At 34.2% G+C, this 20,746-nt stretch carries 21 protein-coding genes, 1 other RNA gene and 1 other annotated feature; of the genes, 11 read left to right on the forward strand and 11 right to left on the reverse strand.

All coding sequences use genetic code 11. The features are described from left to right. Nucleotide 1: 1 nt before the first annotated feature. From J3U57_RS07175 to thrS, 10 genes are all read right to left on the reverse strand, one after another. Nucleotides 2–904: a hypothetical protein gene (locus J3U57_RS07175; protein ID WP_267344115.1), complete on the reverse strand. Its 903-nt coding sequence runs from the start codon at nt 902–904 to the stop codon at nt 2–4. Between the two features lie 26 nt (nt 905–930). Further along, the gene (locus J3U57_RS07180) at nt 931–2,067 is read right to left on the reverse strand and encodes a polysaccharide biosynthesis/export family protein (RefSeq protein WP_267344114.1); all 1,137 of its coding nucleotides are present in this window, start codon (nt 2,065–2,067) and stop codon (nt 931–933) included. 105 nt (nt 2,068–2,172) lie between these two features. Then, nucleotides 2,173–2,268, reverse strand: an RNA gene (gene ffs, locus J3U57_RS07185) — signal recognition particle sRNA small type. A gap of 132 nt (nt 2,269–2,400) precedes the next feature. Then, nucleotides 2,401–2,700 carry an integration host factor subunit alpha gene (locus J3U57_RS07190; RefSeq protein WP_267332835.1) on the reverse strand — a complete coding sequence of 100 codons (300 nt, stop codon included), beginning with the start codon at nt 2,698–2,700 and terminating at the stop codon, nt 2,401–2,403. Nucleotides 2,701–2,705: 5 nt separating this feature from the next. Beyond that, nucleotides 2,706–5,093 (reverse strand): phenylalanine--tRNA ligase subunit beta, encoded by a 2,388-nt coding sequence (pheT, locus tag J3U57_RS07195; protein WP_267344113.1) that lies wholly within the window; start codon nt 5,091–5,093, stop codon nt 2,706–2,708. Nucleotides 5,094–5,109: 16 nt separating this feature from the next. Next, the gene (gene pheS / locus J3U57_RS07200; RefSeq protein ID WP_065633608.1) at nt 5,110–6,093 is read right to left on the reverse strand and encodes a phenylalanine--tRNA ligase subunit alpha; all 984 of its coding nucleotides are present in this window, start codon (nt 6,091–6,093) and stop codon (nt 5,110–5,112) included. A 27-nt stretch (nt 6,094–6,120) separates the two neighbouring features. Continuing rightward, nucleotides 6,121–6,234, reverse strand: a sequence feature (Phe leader region). Nucleotides 6,235–6,308: 74 nt separating this feature from the next. Then, a complete protein-coding gene (gene rplT / locus J3U57_RS07205) occupies nt 6,309–6,662 on the reverse strand; it encodes a 50S ribosomal protein L20 (protein ID WP_024496189.1) in 354 nt (117 codons plus the stop codon). 30 nt (nt 6,663–6,692) lie between these two features. After that, on the reverse strand, nt 6,693–6,890 hold the full coding sequence (gene rpmI, locus J3U57_RS07210) for a 50S ribosomal protein L35 (RefSeq protein WP_065557738.1): 198 nt from the start codon (nt 6,888–6,890) through the stop codon (nt 6,693–6,695). An 84-nt stretch (nt 6,891–6,974) separates the two neighbouring features. Further along, nucleotides 6,975–7,514, reverse strand: coding sequence for a translation initiation factor IF-3 (infC, locus tag J3U57_RS07215; RefSeq protein ID WP_065633609.1), 540 nt, complete (start codon nt 7,512–7,514; stop codon nt 6,975–6,977). Nucleotides 7,515–7,541: 27 nt separating this feature from the next. Next, entirely contained in the window at nt 7,542–9,467 is a 1,926-nt protein-coding gene (gene thrS / locus J3U57_RS07220) for a threonine--tRNA ligase (RefSeq protein WP_267332837.1), read from the reverse strand. A gap of 263 nt (nt 9,468–9,730) precedes the next feature. On the opposite strand from thrS, the gene J3U57_RS07225 reads away from it, so the two are divergent. After that, nucleotides 9,731–10,180 carry a YaiI/YqxD family protein gene (locus tag J3U57_RS07225; protein ID WP_267332838.1) on the forward strand — a complete coding sequence of 150 codons (450 nt, stop codon included), beginning with the start codon at nt 9,731–9,733 and terminating at the stop codon, nt 10,178–10,180. Between the two features lie 68 nt (nt 10,181–10,248). Here the strand turns inward: J3U57_RS07225 and recO are convergent, their stop codons facing one another. After that, a complete protein-coding gene (gene recO, locus J3U57_RS07230) occupies nt 10,249–10,941 on the reverse strand; it encodes a DNA repair protein RecO (protein WP_267332839.1) in 693 nt (230 codons plus the stop codon). A 158-nt stretch (nt 10,942–11,099) separates the two neighbouring features. Here recO and J3U57_RS07235 point away from each other — a divergent pair, with 158 nt between their 5' ends. From J3U57_RS07235 to artQ, 10 genes are all read left to right on the forward strand, one after another. After that, nucleotides 11,100–12,728 (forward strand): Na+/H+ antiporter, encoded by a 1,629-nt coding sequence (locus J3U57_RS07235; RefSeq protein WP_267332840.1) that lies wholly within the window; start codon nt 11,100–11,102, stop codon nt 12,726–12,728. After that, nucleotides 12,729–13,232, forward strand: a complete 504-nt coding sequence (gene ubiT, locus J3U57_RS07240) for a ubiquinone anaerobic biosynthesis accessory factor UbiT (protein WP_267332841.1) — start codon at nt 12,729–12,731, stop codon at nt 13,230–13,232. A 355-nt stretch (nt 13,233–13,587) separates the two neighbouring features. Continuing rightward, nucleotides 13,588–14,646: an alpha/beta fold hydrolase gene (locus J3U57_RS07245; protein ID WP_267344112.1), complete on the forward strand. Its 1,059-nt coding sequence runs from the start codon at nt 13,588–13,590 to the stop codon at nt 14,644–14,646. A gap of 283 nt (nt 14,647–14,929) precedes the next feature. Further along, a complete protein-coding gene (gene sbcB, locus J3U57_RS07250; RefSeq protein WP_267344111.1) occupies nt 14,930–16,363 on the forward strand; it encodes an exodeoxyribonuclease I in 1,434 nt (477 codons plus the stop codon). Nucleotides 16,364–16,462: 99 nt separating this feature from the next. Then, nucleotides 16,463–16,924 (forward strand): CidA/LrgA family protein, encoded by a 462-nt coding sequence (locus J3U57_RS07255; protein ID WP_267332844.1) that lies wholly within the window; start codon nt 16,463–16,465, stop codon nt 16,922–16,924. After that, complete coding sequence (locus tag J3U57_RS07260; protein ID WP_267332845.1) at nt 16,921–17,610, forward strand: CidB/LrgB family autolysis modulator; 690 nt, start codon at nt 16,921–16,923, stop codon at nt 17,608–17,610. Before J3U57_RS07255 ends, J3U57_RS07260 begins: the two co-directional genes overlap by 4 nt. 1 nt (nt 17,611) lies before the next feature. Continuing rightward, nucleotides 17,612–18,259, forward strand: a complete 648-nt coding sequence (locus J3U57_RS07265) for an ElyC/SanA/YdcF family protein (RefSeq protein ID WP_267344110.1) — start codon at nt 17,612–17,614, stop codon at nt 18,257–18,259. A gap of 136 nt (nt 18,260–18,395) precedes the next feature. Then, nucleotides 18,396–19,124: an arginine ABC transporter ATP-binding protein ArtP gene (gene artP / locus J3U57_RS07270; RefSeq protein WP_065633617.1), complete on the forward strand. Its 729-nt coding sequence runs from the start codon at nt 18,396–18,398 to the stop codon at nt 19,122–19,124. A gap of 23 nt (nt 19,125–19,147) precedes the next feature. After that, a complete protein-coding gene (locus tag J3U57_RS07275; RefSeq protein WP_267332847.1) occupies nt 19,148–19,882 on the forward strand; it encodes a transporter substrate-binding domain-containing protein in 735 nt (244 codons plus the stop codon). 86 nt (nt 19,883–19,968) lie between these two features. Then, nucleotides 19,969–20,745, forward strand: coding sequence for an arginine ABC transporter permease ArtQ (gene artQ, locus J3U57_RS07280; protein WP_267344109.1), 777 nt, complete (start codon nt 19,969–19,971; stop codon nt 20,743–20,745). The last annotated feature ends 1 nt before the right edge of the window (nt 20,746 follow it).

Consider the following 20,746-nt stretch of genomic DNA (forward strand, 5'->3'; position numbering starts at 1 on the left):
ATCAATCTTTATGCTCTTTTATAGCCGCTACAAATAGGTTAACAATACCATAAATCATTAAACTAATAATAAATGTTGATAAAATATTATAGATACGAGCAGGTTTAAAGGAAACATCAGAAAGACTCGGTTGCTCGATTCGTTCAAGATAAAGTTGTTTTTTTGTTATTTCAACTTGCGCATTTCGTAATGACAATGTTGCAGCTTCGAATTGTTGTTTGGCTACAGTATTATTGATTAGAATTTGTTGATATTCTGCTAAATTAGCATCCTTATTTTTGTTTTTCTGAAATTCAGATAATGCTTGAGCCTCTTTTTTCATCAATAATTCAGCATTTTTCAATTCAGCCAAAGATGCAGTGATAAGATCTTGTTTTGCTCGTAAATTTATTTGGTTTACAAAACCTTCAGCTTTTCTCAACAATTGTTCATTAATCTCAGAAGCATCTTTAGCATCAAAAGCATTAACACTAATTGTAGCAATACCTGTAGAAGTATCAAAATTAACATTAATCATATTACTCATATATTGATAAAAGTACTCTTTTTTATTATAGAATGCGAAATCAAATCCATTAAAACGAGATATTACATCCCCTTTTTTTGTATACCAATCTTGCACAGGCAAAACTTTTTCAATTGAAGATAATGCATCTCTGGATTTGATGTATGAGATTACTACATAAGAATCATCATTAGAACGTGAAATTCCAACTTTTGAAAAAAAACTACCTAAACCACCTAATGAAGATTGAGTATCTGAAGAGCGTATGATATACGTAGCTTCCGATGTATAAATACTCTCGGCTATTAAACCAAAATAAATAATTGATAATAAAGTTGGCAATGTAACAATTAAATGTTTTAACCAATACTTTTTAGCTTTAACAATAGTAGAACTCATATGTTTTCGCAGGTAGATTAAAAATACTAATCGCTAATTTGATTGATCTGATTAACTACCCCTACCCCTGGTGAAAAAATCGCATATAAGAATTTTTGTAGTTCGATTATTGGAGCAGATGCAACATAAACAATATCATTATTCTGAATTTGAAAATTATTCATAATAAATAATGAATTAGGATCACTTAAATCAATTTGGTAAACTGTTGGGACCCGTTCTTGATTCTTACTAGTATTGATTGTATCTTGATACCTAAAAACAAATACTCCTTTGGCATTTGCTTGCGAATCACGTAAACCACCGATACGAGCTAAAGCTTGAGACAAATTAATACCAATAGCTTCAAAGCGTACCTCTTTAGTTGCCCCAGTTGCCCCCATTGAAATAAATGAACTAGGTTTATTAATTAGAGTAATCACATCATCTTGCTGAAGATGAATATTAAATTTAGGATTAGATAAGACTAGACTTAACGGTATTTGATCGATTTTATTGTTTCTAGTTATTTGTATTAAAGTATCTCGAATATCGTACATATTGTTACCTAGCATAGTAACAGCATCTAGTAATCGCTCTCCCTTAGCTGTGATGGGCATTTTCCCACTAAATTGATCGCCAATCACTGTAACACTTGATGATCTTTTTTCTAAAACTGTTACAATCACCTGTGGTCTATTAGCAATACCAGATAATTTTTCAACTATTTCTTTTTGTACTTGTGAAGGATTTCGATTAATAGCTTTTATATCACCTACAAACGGCAAGGAAATATAACCTTGAGAGTCAACAATAACAACAGGCAATTCGGTCAGTCCAGTTTTTGGAGCACTTGTATCACCGGTTCCTGTAAATAAAATTGCAGGCGGTGTCTCAATAACTGAAATTTTTAAGGCATCCCCTTTTCCAATATTATCAATTTTTCTTGATTTATCATTTGGTTCGTTGATGAATTTTGGATTATTAATTGGAAAATTTGTTTTAGGATTTTGAGATAAATTATTTAGATTAACAATTTTAACTTGACTATAAATCTTATCTAAATTTCCATTCTGCTTATCAATATTCTTAATTGCAGAAAAACTAGGTCCTGAATGAGGTAAAACAGAACAACCATTTAAAATCATTGCTATAGTTAATGGAAGAAGATATGGTGCTTTCAAAGTAAACTTCCTTATTCATCGATATTATCTATTCTAGGCTCTTATTTTATTAAGATTCAAGACCTATTTACTATTATATTTTATTATGAACTAGTTTGGAGGAGACCCTATCAGCCGCATCCCACACACATACTTTTTACTTTGGCTGCTTCCTTCCGGACCTGACCTGATGAGCAAAAAAACGTTGCAAGAGGACCCATAGAGCCTCCATAGAAGAGGCGTTATTATGCTTTATTTGGAAAAATAAAACAACTACTTTATTAAAAAAGAAAATAGCCTTTCCGCTTTTCAACTGAAGAAAGGCTATGTGATCAATGGATATAAGAAATTAATTTAGCGATTGATAACTAAATTTTTTTCAATTCGTTCTCTAAATTTTATCCCTGGTCTAAATGTGACAACTCGACGAGCTGAAATGTCTACACTTTCCCCTGTTTTTGGATTACGACCTGGGCGTGAATTTTTATCTCGTATAGCAAAATTACCAAAACCGGATAATTTAACTGGTTCCCCTTTTTCTAAAGCCACTCGAATCTCTTCAAAAAAAAGTTCAACAAGGACTTTAGCTTCTTGGCGATCTATATTAAATTTTTCGGCAAGACGATCTGCAATATCAGCTTTAGTTAATGTCATAGTTATTATTCTCTTAATAGGGCTTTAAAACGAATTTGTAAGGCTGTAATACATTTGCTTACAATGTTTGTTATATCTTCTTCTTCAAGTGTACGTGATTTGTCTTGTAAAATCAAACTGATAGCAAGGCTTTTTTGATCTTGTTTAATGTTATCACCTTGATAAACATCAAACAAATTGACTTTAATAAGTTGCTCTCCGCCAGCACGTTTACACTCAGCTATAATATCTGCTGCTGGAATTGTATTTGAGACGACAATAGCTATATCTCGTTTATTTGACGGATACTTCGATAGGTCTTGAGCAACAGGTACCTTCTTATCGCTAATTTTAGCTAAATTTATTTCAAAAACAAGCGATTTACTATTTAAAGATAATTTTTTTTCGATTTCTGGATGCAATACGCCAAAATAGCCAATAATTTCATTGTTCAAATATATGGCCGCACTTTGCCCTGGGTGTAATGCATTGATGTCTGCTTTTTTAAATTCAACAGTTTCGCTACAGCCTAATAGTGCCAAAATAGATTCTATATCCCCTTTTAAGTCATAAAAATCGATATTTCGTTTAGGCAATGCCCAATGTTCTTCATATAAGTTACCGGTGACAACGCCTGATAACATGAGTTCTTGACGAACGCCAAATTCACAACTTTGATCTGGAACAAAACGTAAACCAGTTTCAAAAAGACGAATACGTGATTGTTGACGGTTTTGATTGTACAACACTGCATCTAATAATCCAGACCAAAGCGATAAGCGCATTACAGACATTTCACTTGAAATTGGGTTTGGCAGCGTTATTGCAGTTTGCTCAGAATGAAGAAGACTTTGAATTTTTGGATCAACAAAGCTATATGTAACGGCTTCTTGATAACCACGATCAACCAATAAATCTTTAATTCGTTTTAACGCTATGTGGCTTTCTGGCTTCGGCTTCATAACTAATTCAATTTTCATATTCGCATTAGGAATATTGTTATAGCCATAAATACGGGCTACTTCTTCAACTAAATCTTCTTCTATTTGTAAGTCAAATCGCCAACTCGGTGCTTCAACGGTCCAAATCTCATTTTTGAATGAGACGTTACATCCTAATCTTTCAAGAATATCAATTATTTTTTGCGTTTCAATTTGATAACCGATAATGCGATCTATTTTTGAACGATGTAATTGAATGGTCGCTTGTTTTGGCAAGTGTTCTTCGTTGGTAATATTAACAACCGGACCTACCTCACCACCACAAATTTCAATAATTAATTGAGTTGCTCTTTCGATTGCAACATTTTGTAAAGCAGGATCGACTCCGCGTTCATAACGATGAGAAGCCTCAGTATGCAAACCATATTCACGTGCTTTACCGGTAATAGCTAATGGAGCAAAGAATGCTGATTCTAGAAAAATATCTTTGGTTGACGTTGTAACACTTGATTTTTCACCGCCCATAATACCGGCCATCGCGAGTACTTTTTGCTGATCAGCAATGACAAGCGTATTATCATTTAATTTGACTTCATTACCATTTAATAATGTGAGTTTTTCATCTTGATGTGCATAACGAACAACAATCCCTTTTTCGATTTGAGCTAAATCAAACGCATGCATTGGATGACCAAGTTCGAGTAATACATAATTAGTAATATCTACAATGGCATCAACTGAACGAATTCCACCACGACGCAACTTTTCTTTCATCCATAATGGCGTAGCTGCTTCGATATTGATGTTTTTGATTACTCTTCCTAGGTAGCGAGGGGCTGCCTTTGGAACATCTATTTGAATTGAGACGGTATCGGAAATTGACGCTGGTACGTTTGCTACTTTAAGCTCCTTCATTGGTATATTGTTAACCGCTGAAATATCACGAGCAACGCCAACAATACCAAAACAATCAGCTCGATTAGGTGTAACACTAATATCAATCATAACATCGTTAAGATTTAAATATTCTCGAATATCTTGTCCTAAAGGAGCATCTTCAGGTAACTCAATAATACCATTATGATCATCAGCAATACCTAATTCAGAATAAGAGCACAGCATTCCTTCTGAAGGTTCACCTCGGAGTTTTGCTGATTTGATTTTGAAATCTCCTGGTAAAACAGCCCCAACAGTTGCACAAGCAACCATTAAACCTTGACGGCAATTAGGTGCGCCGCAGACAATGTCTAATAATTCAGATTTACCAATATCGACTTTTGTCACGCGTAGTTTATCGGCATTAGGATGCTGTTTGCATTCTACCACTTTTCCAACAACGACACCTGTAAAATCACCAGCAACTTTTTCGATATCATCAACTTCTAATCCAGCCATAGTTAATTGATCGGCTAGTGTATCGCTACTTATTTCTGGATTGATCCATTCACGTAGCCAACTTTCACTAAATTTCATGTTTTGATCTCCAGAATTAATTAAATTGCTTTAAGAAACGTAAATCATTTTCAAAAAATGAGCGTAAATCGGTGACACCGTAACGTAACATGGTTAATCTTTCGATTCCCATACCAAAAGCAAACCCATTATAGACATCAGGATCGATACCGACATTACGCAACACATTTGGGTGGACCATACCACAACCTAGAACTTCAAGCCATTTACCGTTTTTCGCTTTGATATCAACTTCGGCTGAAGGTTCAGTAAATGGAAAGTAGCCAGGTCGAAAACGAATTTCCATATCATCTTCAAAAAAGCAGTGAAGAAAATCATGCAATAGCCCTTTCAAATGAGTAAAGCTAATATCTTTATCAATCAATAAACCTTCCATTTGATGGAACATTGGCGTGTGAGTTTGATCATAGTCATTGCGATAAGTTCGACCTGGAGCAATGATTCGAATAGGTGGTTTTTGTGTTTCCATTGTTCTAATTTGAACAGTGGATGTTTGTGTTCTTAATAAACGATTTGCATCAAACCAAAAGGTATCATGATCTGCTCGAGCAGGATGATGAGAAGGGATATTAAGTGCATCAAAGTTATGATAATCATCTTCAATTTCGGGTCCTGTTTCAACAACAAAGCCCAGCTCACCAAAAAATTCAACTAAACGATTTATTGTTTTGGTGACGGGATGTAATCCCCCTAATTCAAGCGTTTTACCCGGTAATGAGATATCGATGGTTTCGTTGGCTAATTTTGCATCAAGAGCCTGGCGCTCTAAAAGTTGACGTTTTTGATTTAATAATTCAACGACTATTTGCTTAGCATCATTGATTTTTTGACCGACCGCGGGACGTTCATCGGCAGGAACATCACGTAAAGAAGCCATTTGCATGGTAAAGTAACCTTTTTTACCAAAATATTCTACACGTATCTGTTCGATCGCATTAATGTCATTAGCACCTTCAATAGCGGATTTGGCATTATTCACCAGTTCAACTAATTGAGACATACAGTTCTCCTGCTTATTGTTCATTATATAAAAAAAGCCTCTTTTGAGGCTTTATAATTATTTTTCGTTTTTTCCTTGCCTCACGAACCAATATTGCTATTGAAGCTAAAAAACAAACGAAAAATAACTAAATTCATCATTAATCCACTTTTTTAAAATAAATCATTTATATTTAAAATAATAAAAGCCGAGATAACTCGGCTCTTATAAAGTTATTATAATGCAGCTTTTGCTTTTTCAACTAATGCAGCGAATGCATTTTTATCAAATACAGCAATATCTGCAAGGATCTTACGATCGATTTCAATTGATGCTTTCTTTAAACCATTAATGAAACGGCTATAAGAAAGACCACATTGACGAGCTGCCGCATTGATACGCACAATCCATAATTGACGGAATTGACGTTTACGTTGACGACGGTCACGATAAGCATATTGTCCAGCTTTGATTACTGCTTGGAAAGCAACACGATAAACACGTGAACGAGCTCCATAATAACCTTTTGCTTGTTTTAAAATTTTCTTGTGACGTGCACGAGCAATAACACCACGTTTAACACGAGCCATAAATCATATCCTCTAAATAGTTAACCAAAATTAAGCGTATGGAACACACGCTACAACTAAACCTAAATCACCTTTTGACACTGTTGTCAAACCACGTAAATGACGTTTACGTTTAGTTGATTTTTTAGTTAAGATATGACTTTTGTTAGCTTGCTTATGCTTAAAGCCACCAGAAGCTGTTTTTTTAAAGCGCTTTGCTGCGCCTTTTACAGTTTTAATTTTAGGCATTTTATTAATTCCTACTTCGCATTGTTAATAACACAAAATAATGGTGTAACGTTTAACAAAATTAAAAATTAACTTGATGAACCATTATTTCTTCTTCGGCGCAAGCACCATAATCATTTGACGACCTTCGATCTTAGTTGGATAAGATTCGATGATTGCCAAATCAGCTAAGTCTTCTTTAATGCGATCAAGCATTTCAGTGCCTAACTGTTGGTGAGCCATTTCTCGACCACGAAAACGTAGCGTTACTTTAGCTTTATCGCCATCTTCTAGAAAGCGCATCAGGCTGCGGAGTTTTACCTGATAGTCGCCTTCGTCTGTACCAGGTCGGAATTTAATTTCCTTAACCTGAACAACCTTTTGCTTCTTCTTCTGTTCTTTTGTTGCTTTACTCTTTTCATAGAGGAACTTGCCATAATCCATAATTCGACAAACAGGTGGCTCTGCATTAGGGCTTATTTCAACTAAATCTAGAGTTGCTTCTTCGGCTTGCTTTAAAGCTTCATCTAAGCTAACTATACCGAGCTGTTCACCATCGACGCCGGTTAACCTCACCTCGCGAGCAGTAATTTCATCATTGATTTTATGCGCGCGTGTTGACTGAATTCGTTTACTGACTTTAATATCTCATTCCTCCAAATTAATTTATCATTAATTCATCTGTTCTAATGAACGACTATGAATTTCGTTAAGCAACAATTCTATAACATGTTTCACTTCAAAGCTACCAAGATCTTTACCTTGACGAGTTCGAACTGAAATTGTTCCTGATTCCATTTCTTTGTCTCCACAGACAAACATATAAGGAACACGTTTTAGAGTATGCTCGCGGATTTTAAACCCTATTTTCTCATTTCTCAAGTCTGCTTTTGCTCTAATGCCAACTTTTTGTAGTTGCTCGGTTAATTGTTTTGCATATTCAGCTTGATTATCGGTAATATTGATGACAGCAACTTGTAGTGGTGCAAGCCATGTTGGGAAAAATCCTGCACAGTTTTCGGTTAAGATACCCATAAAACGCTCCATAGAACCTAAAATAGCCCTATGAATCATAACCGGTGTGTGGCGTTCATTATCTTCGCCAACATAAGTTGCATCTAAACGTTCAGGTAACATAAAGTCAAGTTGAACTGTACCACACTGCCATGCTCGACCTAAACAGTCATGTAACGTAAATTCGATTTTAGGACCATAAAATGCTCCTTCACCTGGTAAATATTCAAATTCAATACCATTTTCGGTTAAGCAATCAGCTAAATCTTTTTCAGCTAAATCCCAAGTTTCATCTTTACCAATACGTTTTTCAGGACGTGTTGATAATTTGACCGTAATATCAGTAAAGCCAAAAGTGCTGTAAGTGTCATAAACCATTTTAATACAGCTGTTTACTTCACCTCGAATTTGGTTTTCAGTACAGAAAATATGCGCATCATCTTGAGTAAAACCACGTACACGCATCAACCCATGCAAAGAACCAGAAGGTTCATTACGATGACAACTACCAAACTCTGCCATGCGCAAAGGTAAATCACGATAAGATTTCAAACCTTGGTTAAAAATTTGCACATGCCCAGGACAGTTCATTGGTTTAATACAATATTCACGATTTTCAGATGAAGTCACAAACATTAACTCTTTATAGTTACCCCAGTGACCAGTTTTTTCCCATAACACTCGATCCATCATAAATGGACCTTTTACTTCTTGGTAGTCATATTCTTTAAGTTTGGTACGAACAAACACTTCAAGCTCACGGAAAATAATCCAGCCATCATTATGCCAAAACACCATGCCAGGGGCTTCTTCTTGCATATGATAAAGGTCAAGTTGTTTACCGATTTTACGATGATCGCGTTTGGCCGCTTCTTCTAAAAATTGTAGATAACTATCTAATTGCTTTTTGTCAGCCCAAGCTGTCCCATAAATACGTTGTAACATTTTATTATCACTATTGCCGCGCCAATAAGCACCCGCAACTTTTTGTAATTTAAAATGATGACAAAAACGCATATTTGGTACATGCGGACCACGACACATGTCGATATACTCTTCATGATGATAAAGTGCTGGCGTTGAATCTTTCGGTATGTTTTCATCTAAAATAGCGATTTTATAAGGTTCATGACGTTCCCAAAAGACTTCTCTAGCTCTTTCCCAACTAACGACTTCCTTTATAACTTCATAATCTTTTTTAGCCAATTCATGCATACGTTTTTCAAGCGCATCAAGATCTTCTTGTGTTAAAGAATGTTCTAAATCAACATCATAATAAAAACCATTGTCAATTGTCGGCCCAATAGCCATTTTCGTATCCGGCCATAATTGTTTAATGGCGTGACCCAATAAATGTGCACAAGAATGGCGAATAATTTCAAGTCCATCTTCATCTTTAGCGGTAATGATTGCTAATGTTGCATCTTGATCAATGAGGTCACAAGCATCTTTACGCTGTCCATTAACACGCCCTGCAATACATGCTTTGGCAAGACCTGCACCAATACTTTGAGCGACTTCTAAAACAGTAACCGGTTTATCAAACTGACGTTGACTTCCGTCAGGAAGAGTAATAATTGGCATAATAAATCCTTATAACAGTGGTGCGCCACACGAAAGCGCACATGTGTGTAAATATTGCATCTAAAATAATAGATCGCGTATACTACCACTTATCATAAGGATTTCAAATAGAAATAGTGGTCTTATGAATATTAATAATGAATATTTTTTACTATACTGAATCGTATAATTAACATGAAATTTTTAACGAAATTTTCATCTTAAAACGGTTAAACGATTTATGATTGATAGTTGTTTAAGTTGAATGGTTTGTTAATGCTATTATGAACATTTGGATTGATGCTGATGCTTGCCCTAACCCAATTAAAGAAATTTTATATCGAATCGCTATTCGTAAATCAATCAAAATTAATTTAGTTGCTAATCAATGGTTAAATATTCCGCCTTCACCTTTTATTTCTCGATTGCTTGTTGAACATGGTTTTGATAAAGCAGATAACAAAATTGTCGAACTTGTTGAATTAAATGATTTGGTCATTACATCTGATATACCTTTAGCATCAGATGTATTAAATAAAGGCGCTTTTGTTCTTACACCTAGAGGTGAAGTTTATACGTTAGAAACAATTAAAGAGCGGCTAGTGATGAGAGATTTTATGGAAACAATGCGAGCAAGTGGAATACAAACTAAAGGACCCGCTCCCTTTTCAAGTAAGGACCGCGAAAAATTCGCCAATCAACTTGATATTTTAGTTAATAGGTTAACTAAATAAAGTTAATCATTTTGATAAGAAAATTATACCTATAATTTAAAATATTTATCTTTAATAACGTTACGACGTTATATTTTTAAAAATAATTCTCTACTTTTAAATGGTTTTGCACCTATATAAGGTTTCAATGCAATTCTGGTAAAACGTTTGGCCGCTTTAAGTGTATCTTCATTATTAAACTGACGTTTGCCAAAAGCTAAAACGTGTTCACCACTAAAACTAGTACTATTTTGCAGTAAACTACTAATAAACCCTTTTTCTGATTGATATTGATAATGCATTGTTTCAACAATATCATCACCGGTTGCACTGCAATGAAAAAAATCAACGTGATAACCTAAGTTTTCTAATAAAGATAGCTCAAAACTACGTAACACATTTTCAGCAGAAACTTGCTGTGCGAGTTGCTGTAAGCTTTGTAAATAGTCATCAAAAAGTGTAGGCATTTCTGTTTCGGCAACCAGCACTCGATGGAGTAACTCGTTTAAATAAAAAGCGCTATATAAATGAATTGAAACCAAAGGTAGTGTCAAAGATACCGCTTCAACCTGGCGTAATGTTTTTATTTCACCTTGACCAGAATATTGAACAATTAATGGAGTAAAGGGTTGTAAAATGCCCTTTAACGCGGATTTTTTACGTCTGGCACCTTTAGCTAAAATAGTTATTTTCCCTTTATTTTCAACAAATAAATCAGCTAATAGACTACTTTCACTGTAAGTTCTGGTATGAAGTATAAATGCTCTTTGCCAATTTTCCATTAAAAAAGCCTTTTAATTGCGTCGCAATTTTTTATCCACAAGGGTATCTGACCAAAATTTAAGTAATTTTATGAAATTTTCACCTGAAATCTAGCTGAAAATCCGATATAATCAATTGCTAAAAACTACAGGATTATAGGATAAATAAAAGACAAGCTATGGAACTTTTTTCAATAATTTTACTTATAGTATTAATTGTATCACTTTCTGGTGTCGTTGTTAAAATGTTACCAATACAAATTCCACTACCACTTATGCAAATATTGTTGGGATGTATATTGGCAGCGTTTGGTGTTTATGTGAAGTTCGATCCAGAACTATTTCTTGTTTTATTTATACCTCCTTTACTTTTTGCTGATGGTCGAAAAACATCAGTTAAAGATTTCGTCTATAATTTCAGAGAAATTGTTGGATTGGCCTTAGTATTAGTGGTGATATCCATCATTGCATTGGGTTATTTGTTACATTGGATTTTACCAAATGTGCAATTAGCCGCAGGTTTGGCTTTGGCTGCCGTATTATCACCAACCGATGCGGTTGCGTTAAGTGGCATTGTCGGTAAGGGTCGAATCGAAAAAGAAAAAATGGAAATAATTGAAGGTGAAGCTTTAATGAACGATGCATCTGGCTTAGTATCATTAAACTTTGCAATAGCCATCGCCGCAGGCGCGATACAGTTCGATTTATTACAAATTAGCGTGACATTCTTTGTTGTTGCCATTGGTGGATTAGCTATTGGTGTTTTATTTACCTGGTTATATGCACGCATTTTAAGAAAAATAAATAAACTTACCCATAATGATCCGGCAATCCAAATTGTGCTGTTATTCTTACTTCCTTTTGCTGCTTATATTATTGCCGAAGAATGCCATTGTTCAGGTATTTTAGCTGCAGTTAGCGCCGGCATGACAGTTAATCAATCTGGCATGATGAGAAATGCACCTTTAACAGCGCGTTTACAATCAGATAGTACTTGGTCAATGTTAACTTTTGTGTTCAATGGTTTTGTATTTATTTTATTAGGAATTCAATTACCAAGTATTTTAACGAATACTTTTGCTGAGAATCAAACCGATGCATCCATTGAAGTCTGGCAATTATGTTTAATTGTGCTGTTTGTCTTCATTGCTTTAATGGGAACAAGATTCGCTTGGCTTTGGGCAATGAAACATATGCCAACAATGCCATTTGGTACCAAACGCCCTCTTGCATTTCGATCTTATTCAACCCGAGATTTGTTAATTTCAACTTTTGCAGGTGTACGCGGCGCAATAACCCTTGCCGGTGTTCTCTCTATTCCAATGACAATCGGCGGCCGATATCAACTTGTCTTTATAGCAACAGGCATTATCCTTATTTCATTAATTGCCGCTGTGATTATATTACCGATATTATTAAGAGGTAGCGTCATTTTAGATAATTCCGAACAAGATAATGAAATTCTTACTGTAAAAGGTCATATGGCCGAAGAAGCCATTGTCAGTTTAGAAAAAATGCAAAATAACTTATTACAAGAAACAACCGAAAACAGCATGGATCAAGAAATTGTTAATGAAGTCGGTTCTCGTGTTATCGGTTCTTTAAGACGTAGAACGGGGCTGAAGGACTTAGAGCAAAAAGCACTTGAAGCCGAAAATCTTGAAAGGCGCATGCGTTTAGTTGCTATTGGTGCAGAGCGTACGTCGTTATTACAAATGAAAATTCGTAATGAAGTGAGTGAAGAAGTTTTCGAGCATTTAAATACAGATTTAGATATTTATGAAAAAATGATTTCTGGGGATGTATAAATGATAAGCAATCATCACTTATTAGGAAAAATACACTCAACATTTGTCGACAAAGCCCCTCAAATGTTGGGGGTAACGTTGCGTTGTATTCCTTTCAATTTAAAAAAACAAGTTATCGAACAATTGTTACAATTACAATTTAAGCATTCACTTGAGGATGGTGATCTTGATTTTTTAGAAAATCGTTGGCTCAAAATCGAAGTGACCGATTTACAACTAGTCTGGTTTGTAAGTCTGATTGAGAATAAATTAGTTGTTAGTCGTGAAGAGATTGCTGATGTTAGTTTTATAGGTAATGCAAACGATCTAATTATGATAGCAACTCGACGACAAGATCCCGATACATTATTCTTTCAACGTCGATTAATTGTTGAAGGCGATACTGAACTAGGTTTATATGTCAAAAATCTTATGGACTCGATTGAAATAGAAGCCATGCCTAAATTTTTAAGGATAACACTCGAAAAACTTGCAGATATTATCCAAACCGCACCTCAGAATTAAGTCAATTTGCTCAATTTTGTTTAAAATTGAGCAAATAAACGTTTCAAATACGACATTCTATTTTCAAAAACTAACAATAAATTATTTACTGTTATTTAGCTATCATTAAATAAACAACTAATTATATGTTTTGAGCCATAATAAATTTCTTAAAAATGGGGTTCTGTTTATTTTTCCTCTATTTATTAGACTGTTAGAAGATCAAATTAGACATAGCATTATCTCCTGTATAGCGTTATATTTAAGGGTGATGAAATAATTATCAAAGATATAACGAGTGTTCACTCCCCATGAACCTTAATCTTTGTTAAACAATTTATCAGCAAAACGGAAAAATATTACAGGAGGAACCTTTATGTCTTTGATGAAAAAATTGATGATAAGTATTGCGATTGTTACAACGTCATTTTCTAGCTTTTGTCTCGAATTTAATAATCAGCTTGAGGCTGACTACAACATACCTAATTTCAAATTTAATGATGGAAACACGGTCGAAAATTTACGAATACATTATACAACTCTTGGTAACCCAAATGGAAAACCAGTGCTAGTCTTACATGGTACAACGGGAAGTGGAAATGCAATGTTAAATAAAAGTTTTGGTCATGCCCTTTTTGACAAAGGTATGCCCTTAGATGCTGAAAAATATTATATTATTCTTCCTGATGCTATTGGTACGGGTAAATCATCGAAACCTTCAGATGGTCTAAAAAGTGATTTTCCACATTATGATTATACTGATATGGTAAATGCGCAGTATCAACTTGTAAAAAACGGTTTAGGAATAAAACATCTTACACTAATAATTGGTAATTCAATGGGTGGCATGGAAACTTGGAAATGGGTTACCCTGTACCCTGATTTTATGACTGCAGCAGTACCATTAGCATCCACACCAGCAGCAATGTCTAGTCGAAATTGGATAATGCGAAAAATGGTCATTAATGCAATTAAAAACGATCCTGATTGGCATAATGGCTTTTATGATAAACAGCCGACAAAGTTCCAAACTGTTTATAATTACTACAATATTGCAACCGATGGGGGGGATATCGCCTGGCAAAACCAAGCATATAATACCGAAATAACTGAACAGATTTTGACAAAAAAACTTAATGAACATGTGACAATGGATACTAATGATTTTCTATACCAATGGGATGCAGCAAGAAATTTCGATCCATCGAACGATTTAACAAAAATCAAAGCCCATCTATTAGTGATCAATTCAGCTGATGATGAAAGAAACCCTGTAAAAACTGGCGTGATGGAAAACGCATTAAAAAAAATTCCTAATGTTAAATATTTTTTAATCCCTGCCAGTGATAAAACTAGTGGACATAGTACAACCATGAAAGCGGATTTATGGAAAGATCAATTAACCACATTTCTTGAAGAAAACAAAATCAATTAATAATCGTAGTTTAATAAAAGTGGGTAATGCATTTTTACCTACTTTTTTCGCTATGTCATAATTGGTTTATTTAAGCCCGAAACACTTACCATTTGTTACAATGTCACAAAAAATATAATTCTCAATGAAATAATCCCCAAGAAAATACTTAGATTCTGTTATAATCAGCTAATTAACTAGTAACATTACTTTTTAGCCATTAAGCTGTCATTTTGAATATCAATAATCAACTATAAAATCATGCAACTTGGTTGACGGCTATAAGGCAGCAAAAACGATAAAAATGAAAAACAACACCGAACTTCCTACTTTTTACTTTCATGATTATGAAACTTTTGGTATCAATCCTGCTTTGGATAGGCCAGCGCAATTTGCTGGAATTAGAACAGATAGTGATTTTAATATCATTGAGGAACCTTTAGTCATCTATTGTCAAATTGCTCAAGACTATTTACCAAATCCAGAAGCAGTATTAATCACAGGAATTACACCACAAAAAGCAAATTCGAAAGGTCTGTGTGAAGCAGAGTTTACCAAATTAATTCATCAAGCATTCAGCCAAGCCAATACCTGCATCTTAGGTTATAACAATCTTCGTTTTGATGATGAAGTGACTCGCAATATTTTATATCGAAATTTTTATGACCCTTATGCCTATAGTTGGCAAAATGGCAATTCTAGGTGGGATCTTCTTGATGTTGTGCGTGCTTGTTACGCCTTAAGACCTGATGGTATCAATTGGCCTATTAATGATGCGGGTTTCCCAAGTTTTCGTTTAGAGCACTTAACAAAAGCCAACAATATTGAACATGAACACGCGCATGATGCGATGTCAGATGTTTATGCGACTATCGCTATCGGTAAATTAATTAAACAAAAGCAGCCTAAATTATTTGATTATTTTTTTAAACTTCGCCATAAAAATAACGTTGCGCAACTTATAGACATCATTAACATGACACCAATAATACATGTATCGGGCATGTTAGGTAGTTATCGAGGCAATATAACCATCGTGAGTCCAATAGCTTGGCATCCAACACAAAATAATGCGGTTATTGTCTGTGATCTTACTGGTGATATCGATTCAATCATTAATTTACCAATTGAACAAATAAGGCAAAAACTGTACACCAAAAACGAAGATTTAGCATTAAATGAATCGCGGATCCCATTAAAACTGATTCATATAAACAAATGCCCTATCGTTGCACCATTAAAAACCTTATTACCTGAAAATGCACAAAGGTTAAATATTAATGTAGCGCAATGTTTAATCAAACAGCAACAGTTATTTAAACATCAACACGCTTTACAAAACAAGATGAGAGAGCTATTTAACTCAACTGATGATTACTCCGCTAATAGCGATGTTGATGCTCAAATTTATGCAGGATTTTTAAACAACCAAGATAAATTACGGTGTGAAACTATTCGTACGACACCAATTCAATCACTTGAAAATTTATCAATGAATTTTGATGATGAACGATTAAAGACATTATTCTTTCGTTACAAAGCAAGAAATTATCCTCAAATACTAACCGAACAAGAGCGTATAATCTGGCAGGATTATTGTCAACATAAACTGAATATAACCAAAGTCCAAGATTATCTGTTAACATTAGAACAACTTGCTCAAACCTATATACAACAACCTGAAAAACTGAATTTAATTAAACAACTTTATCATTATTGCCATTATTTAGTTGGATAATTAAATTTGAGCGGCGTATCATATAAAGAAATATTCATATCATTTCTAAACTTTGAAGTGATCATCATTATCAAAGAAAAATTAATTAGTATTAACGTTATGAAACATTTTTTAGCAAAGCATGCCACAATCAAACACCGTATATACTCTTTATACTACACGTTATTTAGTTATGGTCGAGGATTACTCGTATTAACCGCTTGTTTATGGGTAGGTAATATCATCTCACTGATATTACCAATTATGATTCCAGGCAGTATTATTGGACTACTAATTCTGTTTTTCTTATTAGCTTTTCAATTAATTCCAACTTGTTGGATTAAAAACAGTTGTAATTTATTCATGCGTTACATGACCCTGCTATTCATCCCTGCTGCAATGGGGATTATGGATAATTACTCGTTATTATTAGACAACTGGCTCCCAATCATTTTTGGTAGTGTGGGTGGCTCAATTATTGTCTTATTATTAACGGCCTTTTTGACAGAACATTTACATAATAAATCAACAATAAAAGCCGCCAAAACAGTATCAGAAAATAATGGGGATAAGCAATCATGATATGGATGTTACCTTTAACGCTTTGTGTATTTCTTATTATTCGCAGAATTTCAATAAAAATTAAATCGCCATTATTTAATCCATTGGTGGTTTCTGTCATTGTTTTAATTCCTATTTTACTCATTACAAAAACTAGCTATATTCAATATGTAAATAACGTACAAATAATTAATGACTTACTACCTTATTCAGTGGTCGCATTGGCTTATCCTTTATACGAATTGATACCACAAATCAAAGCACGCTGGAAATCAATAATGCTAATCACCTTCACTGCATCAATCGCCTCAATGATAACGGGGGTATGCATCGTATTTTGGTTGGGGGGAAGTCATGAAATTGCGGCATCAGTTTTACCGAAATCAGTAACCACAGCTATTGCTGTAACTATTGCATCCAATCAAGGCGGCGTCCCTTCAATTGCTGCACTTTGTGTTATTCTAGTTGGCACCTTAGGCGGAATCTTTGGTCATCAATTATTAAATATGGTAAAAATTAAATCTGCTTCAGCAAGAGGTCTTGCAATTGGTGCGGTTTCACATGCTGTTGGTACTGCTCGTTGTATCGAAGTTGATTATAACGAAGGTGCATACAGTTCTTTATCTTTGGTACTATGTGGTATTATGACATCATTGACAGCACCTTTTTTATTCCCAATAATGGTTTTTATTTTTGATTGGTTATAGCATGAACTTAAAAAAGCTATTGGCTTATTTTATCGGATTTTGCTTTATTATAATAACGTTGATTCTTGGTCTTGATTACTGGATCAGTTATAAAACTGCGCCTTATATTTATCAAGACGAAAATCAACTACCGCATCGAGCTATTGGTGTCGTTCTAGGTACATCTAAATATGTACGAGGCGGCGGCATAAATGGATTTTATCGAAATCGCATAGATGGTGCCATAAACCTTTATTGGCAAGGTAAAGTGGATTACCTTCTGCTTAGTGGTGACAATGCATTACTCAGTTATAATGAACCAATTACAATGCAAAAAGATCTGATTAAAGCTGGTATTCCAAAAGAATCTATTGTTCTTGATTATGCAGGCTTTAGGACATTTGATTCGGTTGTTCGAGCAAATAAAGTCTTTGATGCCAATGATTTTACGATTATTACTCAAGAGTTTCATTGTGAGCGAGCAATCTTTATTGCATTAGCACAAGGCATTCAAGCACAATGTTTTGCAGTCCCCTCTCCTGACAATATGAAATTAGTAAGAATTCGTGAAATGTTTGCTCGTGTCAGTGCTTTTGTCGATCTTTATATTCTTAATCAAAAACCAAAATATTTAGGGCCAGTCATTCCTATTATTGCCCCTGATCGTTAACTTTGATGATCAGCATCTTAAAAAAATGAAAAATGTCGAACAAAACCAATAATTAATTTTTTGTCTCATTTTTGTGATTGCATTTTTATGCAAAAAAAAGTAATATTTAGTCAATTTGAATTTAAGAAAACGAATAATGAATATTGAATTAGACCATATAAACTGTTTTTATGGTACCCACCAAGCTTTAAATGATGTTTCTTTATGTTATCCCCTTGGCGAAACCATTGTTTTGTTAGGACAAAGTGGTGCAGGAAAAAGCTCTTTATTAAAAGTATTTAATTTACTTGAAATTCCAACATCAGGTAAAATGACAATTGCTGATTCTCATTTTGATTTCTCAACTAAAATTAGTGAATCAACAATACGACAATTACGTAAAAATGTTGGTATGGTTTTTCAAAACTACAATTTGTGGCCACATTTAACAGTACTAGAAAATTTAATTGAGGCGCCTTGTCAAGTTTTAAAGCTTTCTAAACAAGAAGCCAGTGACAAAGCTATGTCGATTTTAGCTCGGTTACAAATCGATGAAATGGCACATCGCTACCCACTTCATCTATCTGGCGGTCAACAACAACGTGTTGCTATCGCTAGAGCATTGATGATGGAACCACAAATTTTATTATTTGATGAACCAACTGCGGCTTTAGATCCGGCAATTACATCGCAAATAGCCGAGATTATTAATGAATTATCCCAAACAGGGATCACACAAATTATTGTCACGCATGAAGTTGATTTTGCTCGAAAAGTGGCTTCACAAGTGATTTATATGGAACACGGTAAAATTATTGAGCAAGGACAACTAGAATGTTTTGCTCATCCAAAAACCGAAGAATTTAAATCTTATTTATCACATTAATTAATATAAAATTGGGTGGATATATGAAAAAAACGTTACTAGCCATTTTGCTTGCAGGATCAGCTTTTGCTGCTCAAGCTGCAGAAACCTTAACCATTGGTACAGAAGCGACTTATGCGCCTTTTGAGTTTACCAACGAAAAAAATGAAATTGTTGGATTTGATATTGATGTGATTAATAAAATTTGTGATGAAATTAAAGCATCATGTAATATTGTTAATCAATCATTCGATGGATTAATTCCTAGTTTAAAAACTCGCCGTATTGATGCTGCAATTGCAGGTATTGATGTGACACCAGAACGCCAAAAACAAGTGGATTTTACTAAAATATATTATGATGATAGTTCTATTCAATTTATTACGCTAAAAGATTCATTAACCAGTTTAGATCAACTAAAAGGCAAACGAATTGGTATACAAAAAGGGACAACTTATTCAAAATATTTGAATGAAAAATATCCTGATGTTAAAGCCGTAAGTTATGACAGTTATCAATTTGCTTTTTTAGATTTAAAAGCCAAACGCATTGATGCGATTGTTGCAAGTTCATTTGTTGCTGGTGACTGGCTAGGTAAAGATAGTGAAATTGTCGCATTAGGTGATAAAATTACTGATCATGAATTTTTTGGTGAAGGTTTAGGTATAGCATTACGTAAAGGTAACGATAAATTACGTGATCAATTTAACCAAGCTATTGATAAACTGAAAGCAAATGGTCAATTAGACGAAATTTACAAAAAATGGTTTAATAAATAATCATTAAACTTTAATTTAGACTTTATGATGACCTCGCCGCATATTTTGCGGCGAGTTTATTTTTTTAATTTAACAACGGTTTTTTTATGTCAGACTTTCTTGCAAACGGGATGAACTGGATCTTATCATCAATGGATGGTTATATTTTGCCGCTTACTAAAGCGACATCTATTACCTTGTCATTAGCGTTTATATCGCTAATTGTAGGCATGTTTTTTGCGTTTATTTTTACAATTTTAGAATCCGTTCCTTTTAAACCCGTTGCATGGTTAATGTCACTGTTTAACTTAACCATACGTGCCCTACCAGAACTTTTGATAGTGGTAGCAATTTATACAGGATTACCTTTGCTATTAATGGCATTAGATGATGGTTTTTCTATATCATTAGGTTTTACATCATTCACACTACAAATGAATATCGAAAATACAAAACCCGATCCTTTTTTATGTGGTGTGATTGCCTTATCATTACTTTATGCTGTTTATGCATCACAAACATTACGAGGGGCATTCAAAGCGATTTCAAGTGGACAAAAACAGGCAGCACAGGTGCTGGGATTAAGTAAATCACGTACTTTTTTCCGTATTATTTTGCCTCAAATGTGGCGCCATGCTCTACCTGGATTAAGTAATCAATGGTTAATTTTACTAAAAGATACAGCACTAGTGTCAGCCATTGCTATTGATGATTTAATGATGCAAACGAAAACAATTATAGCTCGAACAAATCAACCCTTTCTCTGGTATTTTATTGCTATGATTATTTACTTGGTTATTTCGATTTTAAGCCAAAAAGTTATCGGGCGAATCGAAAAACGCTCAACCTATTTTGAACAATCTAATTCTGCTAATAACCAGTAAG

This window comes from Gilliamella sp. B3464 (assembly GCF_026536145.1).
In the GTDB taxonomy this organism is placed as follows: domain Bacteria; phylum Pseudomonadota; class Gammaproteobacteria; order Enterobacterales; family Orbaceae; genus Gilliamella.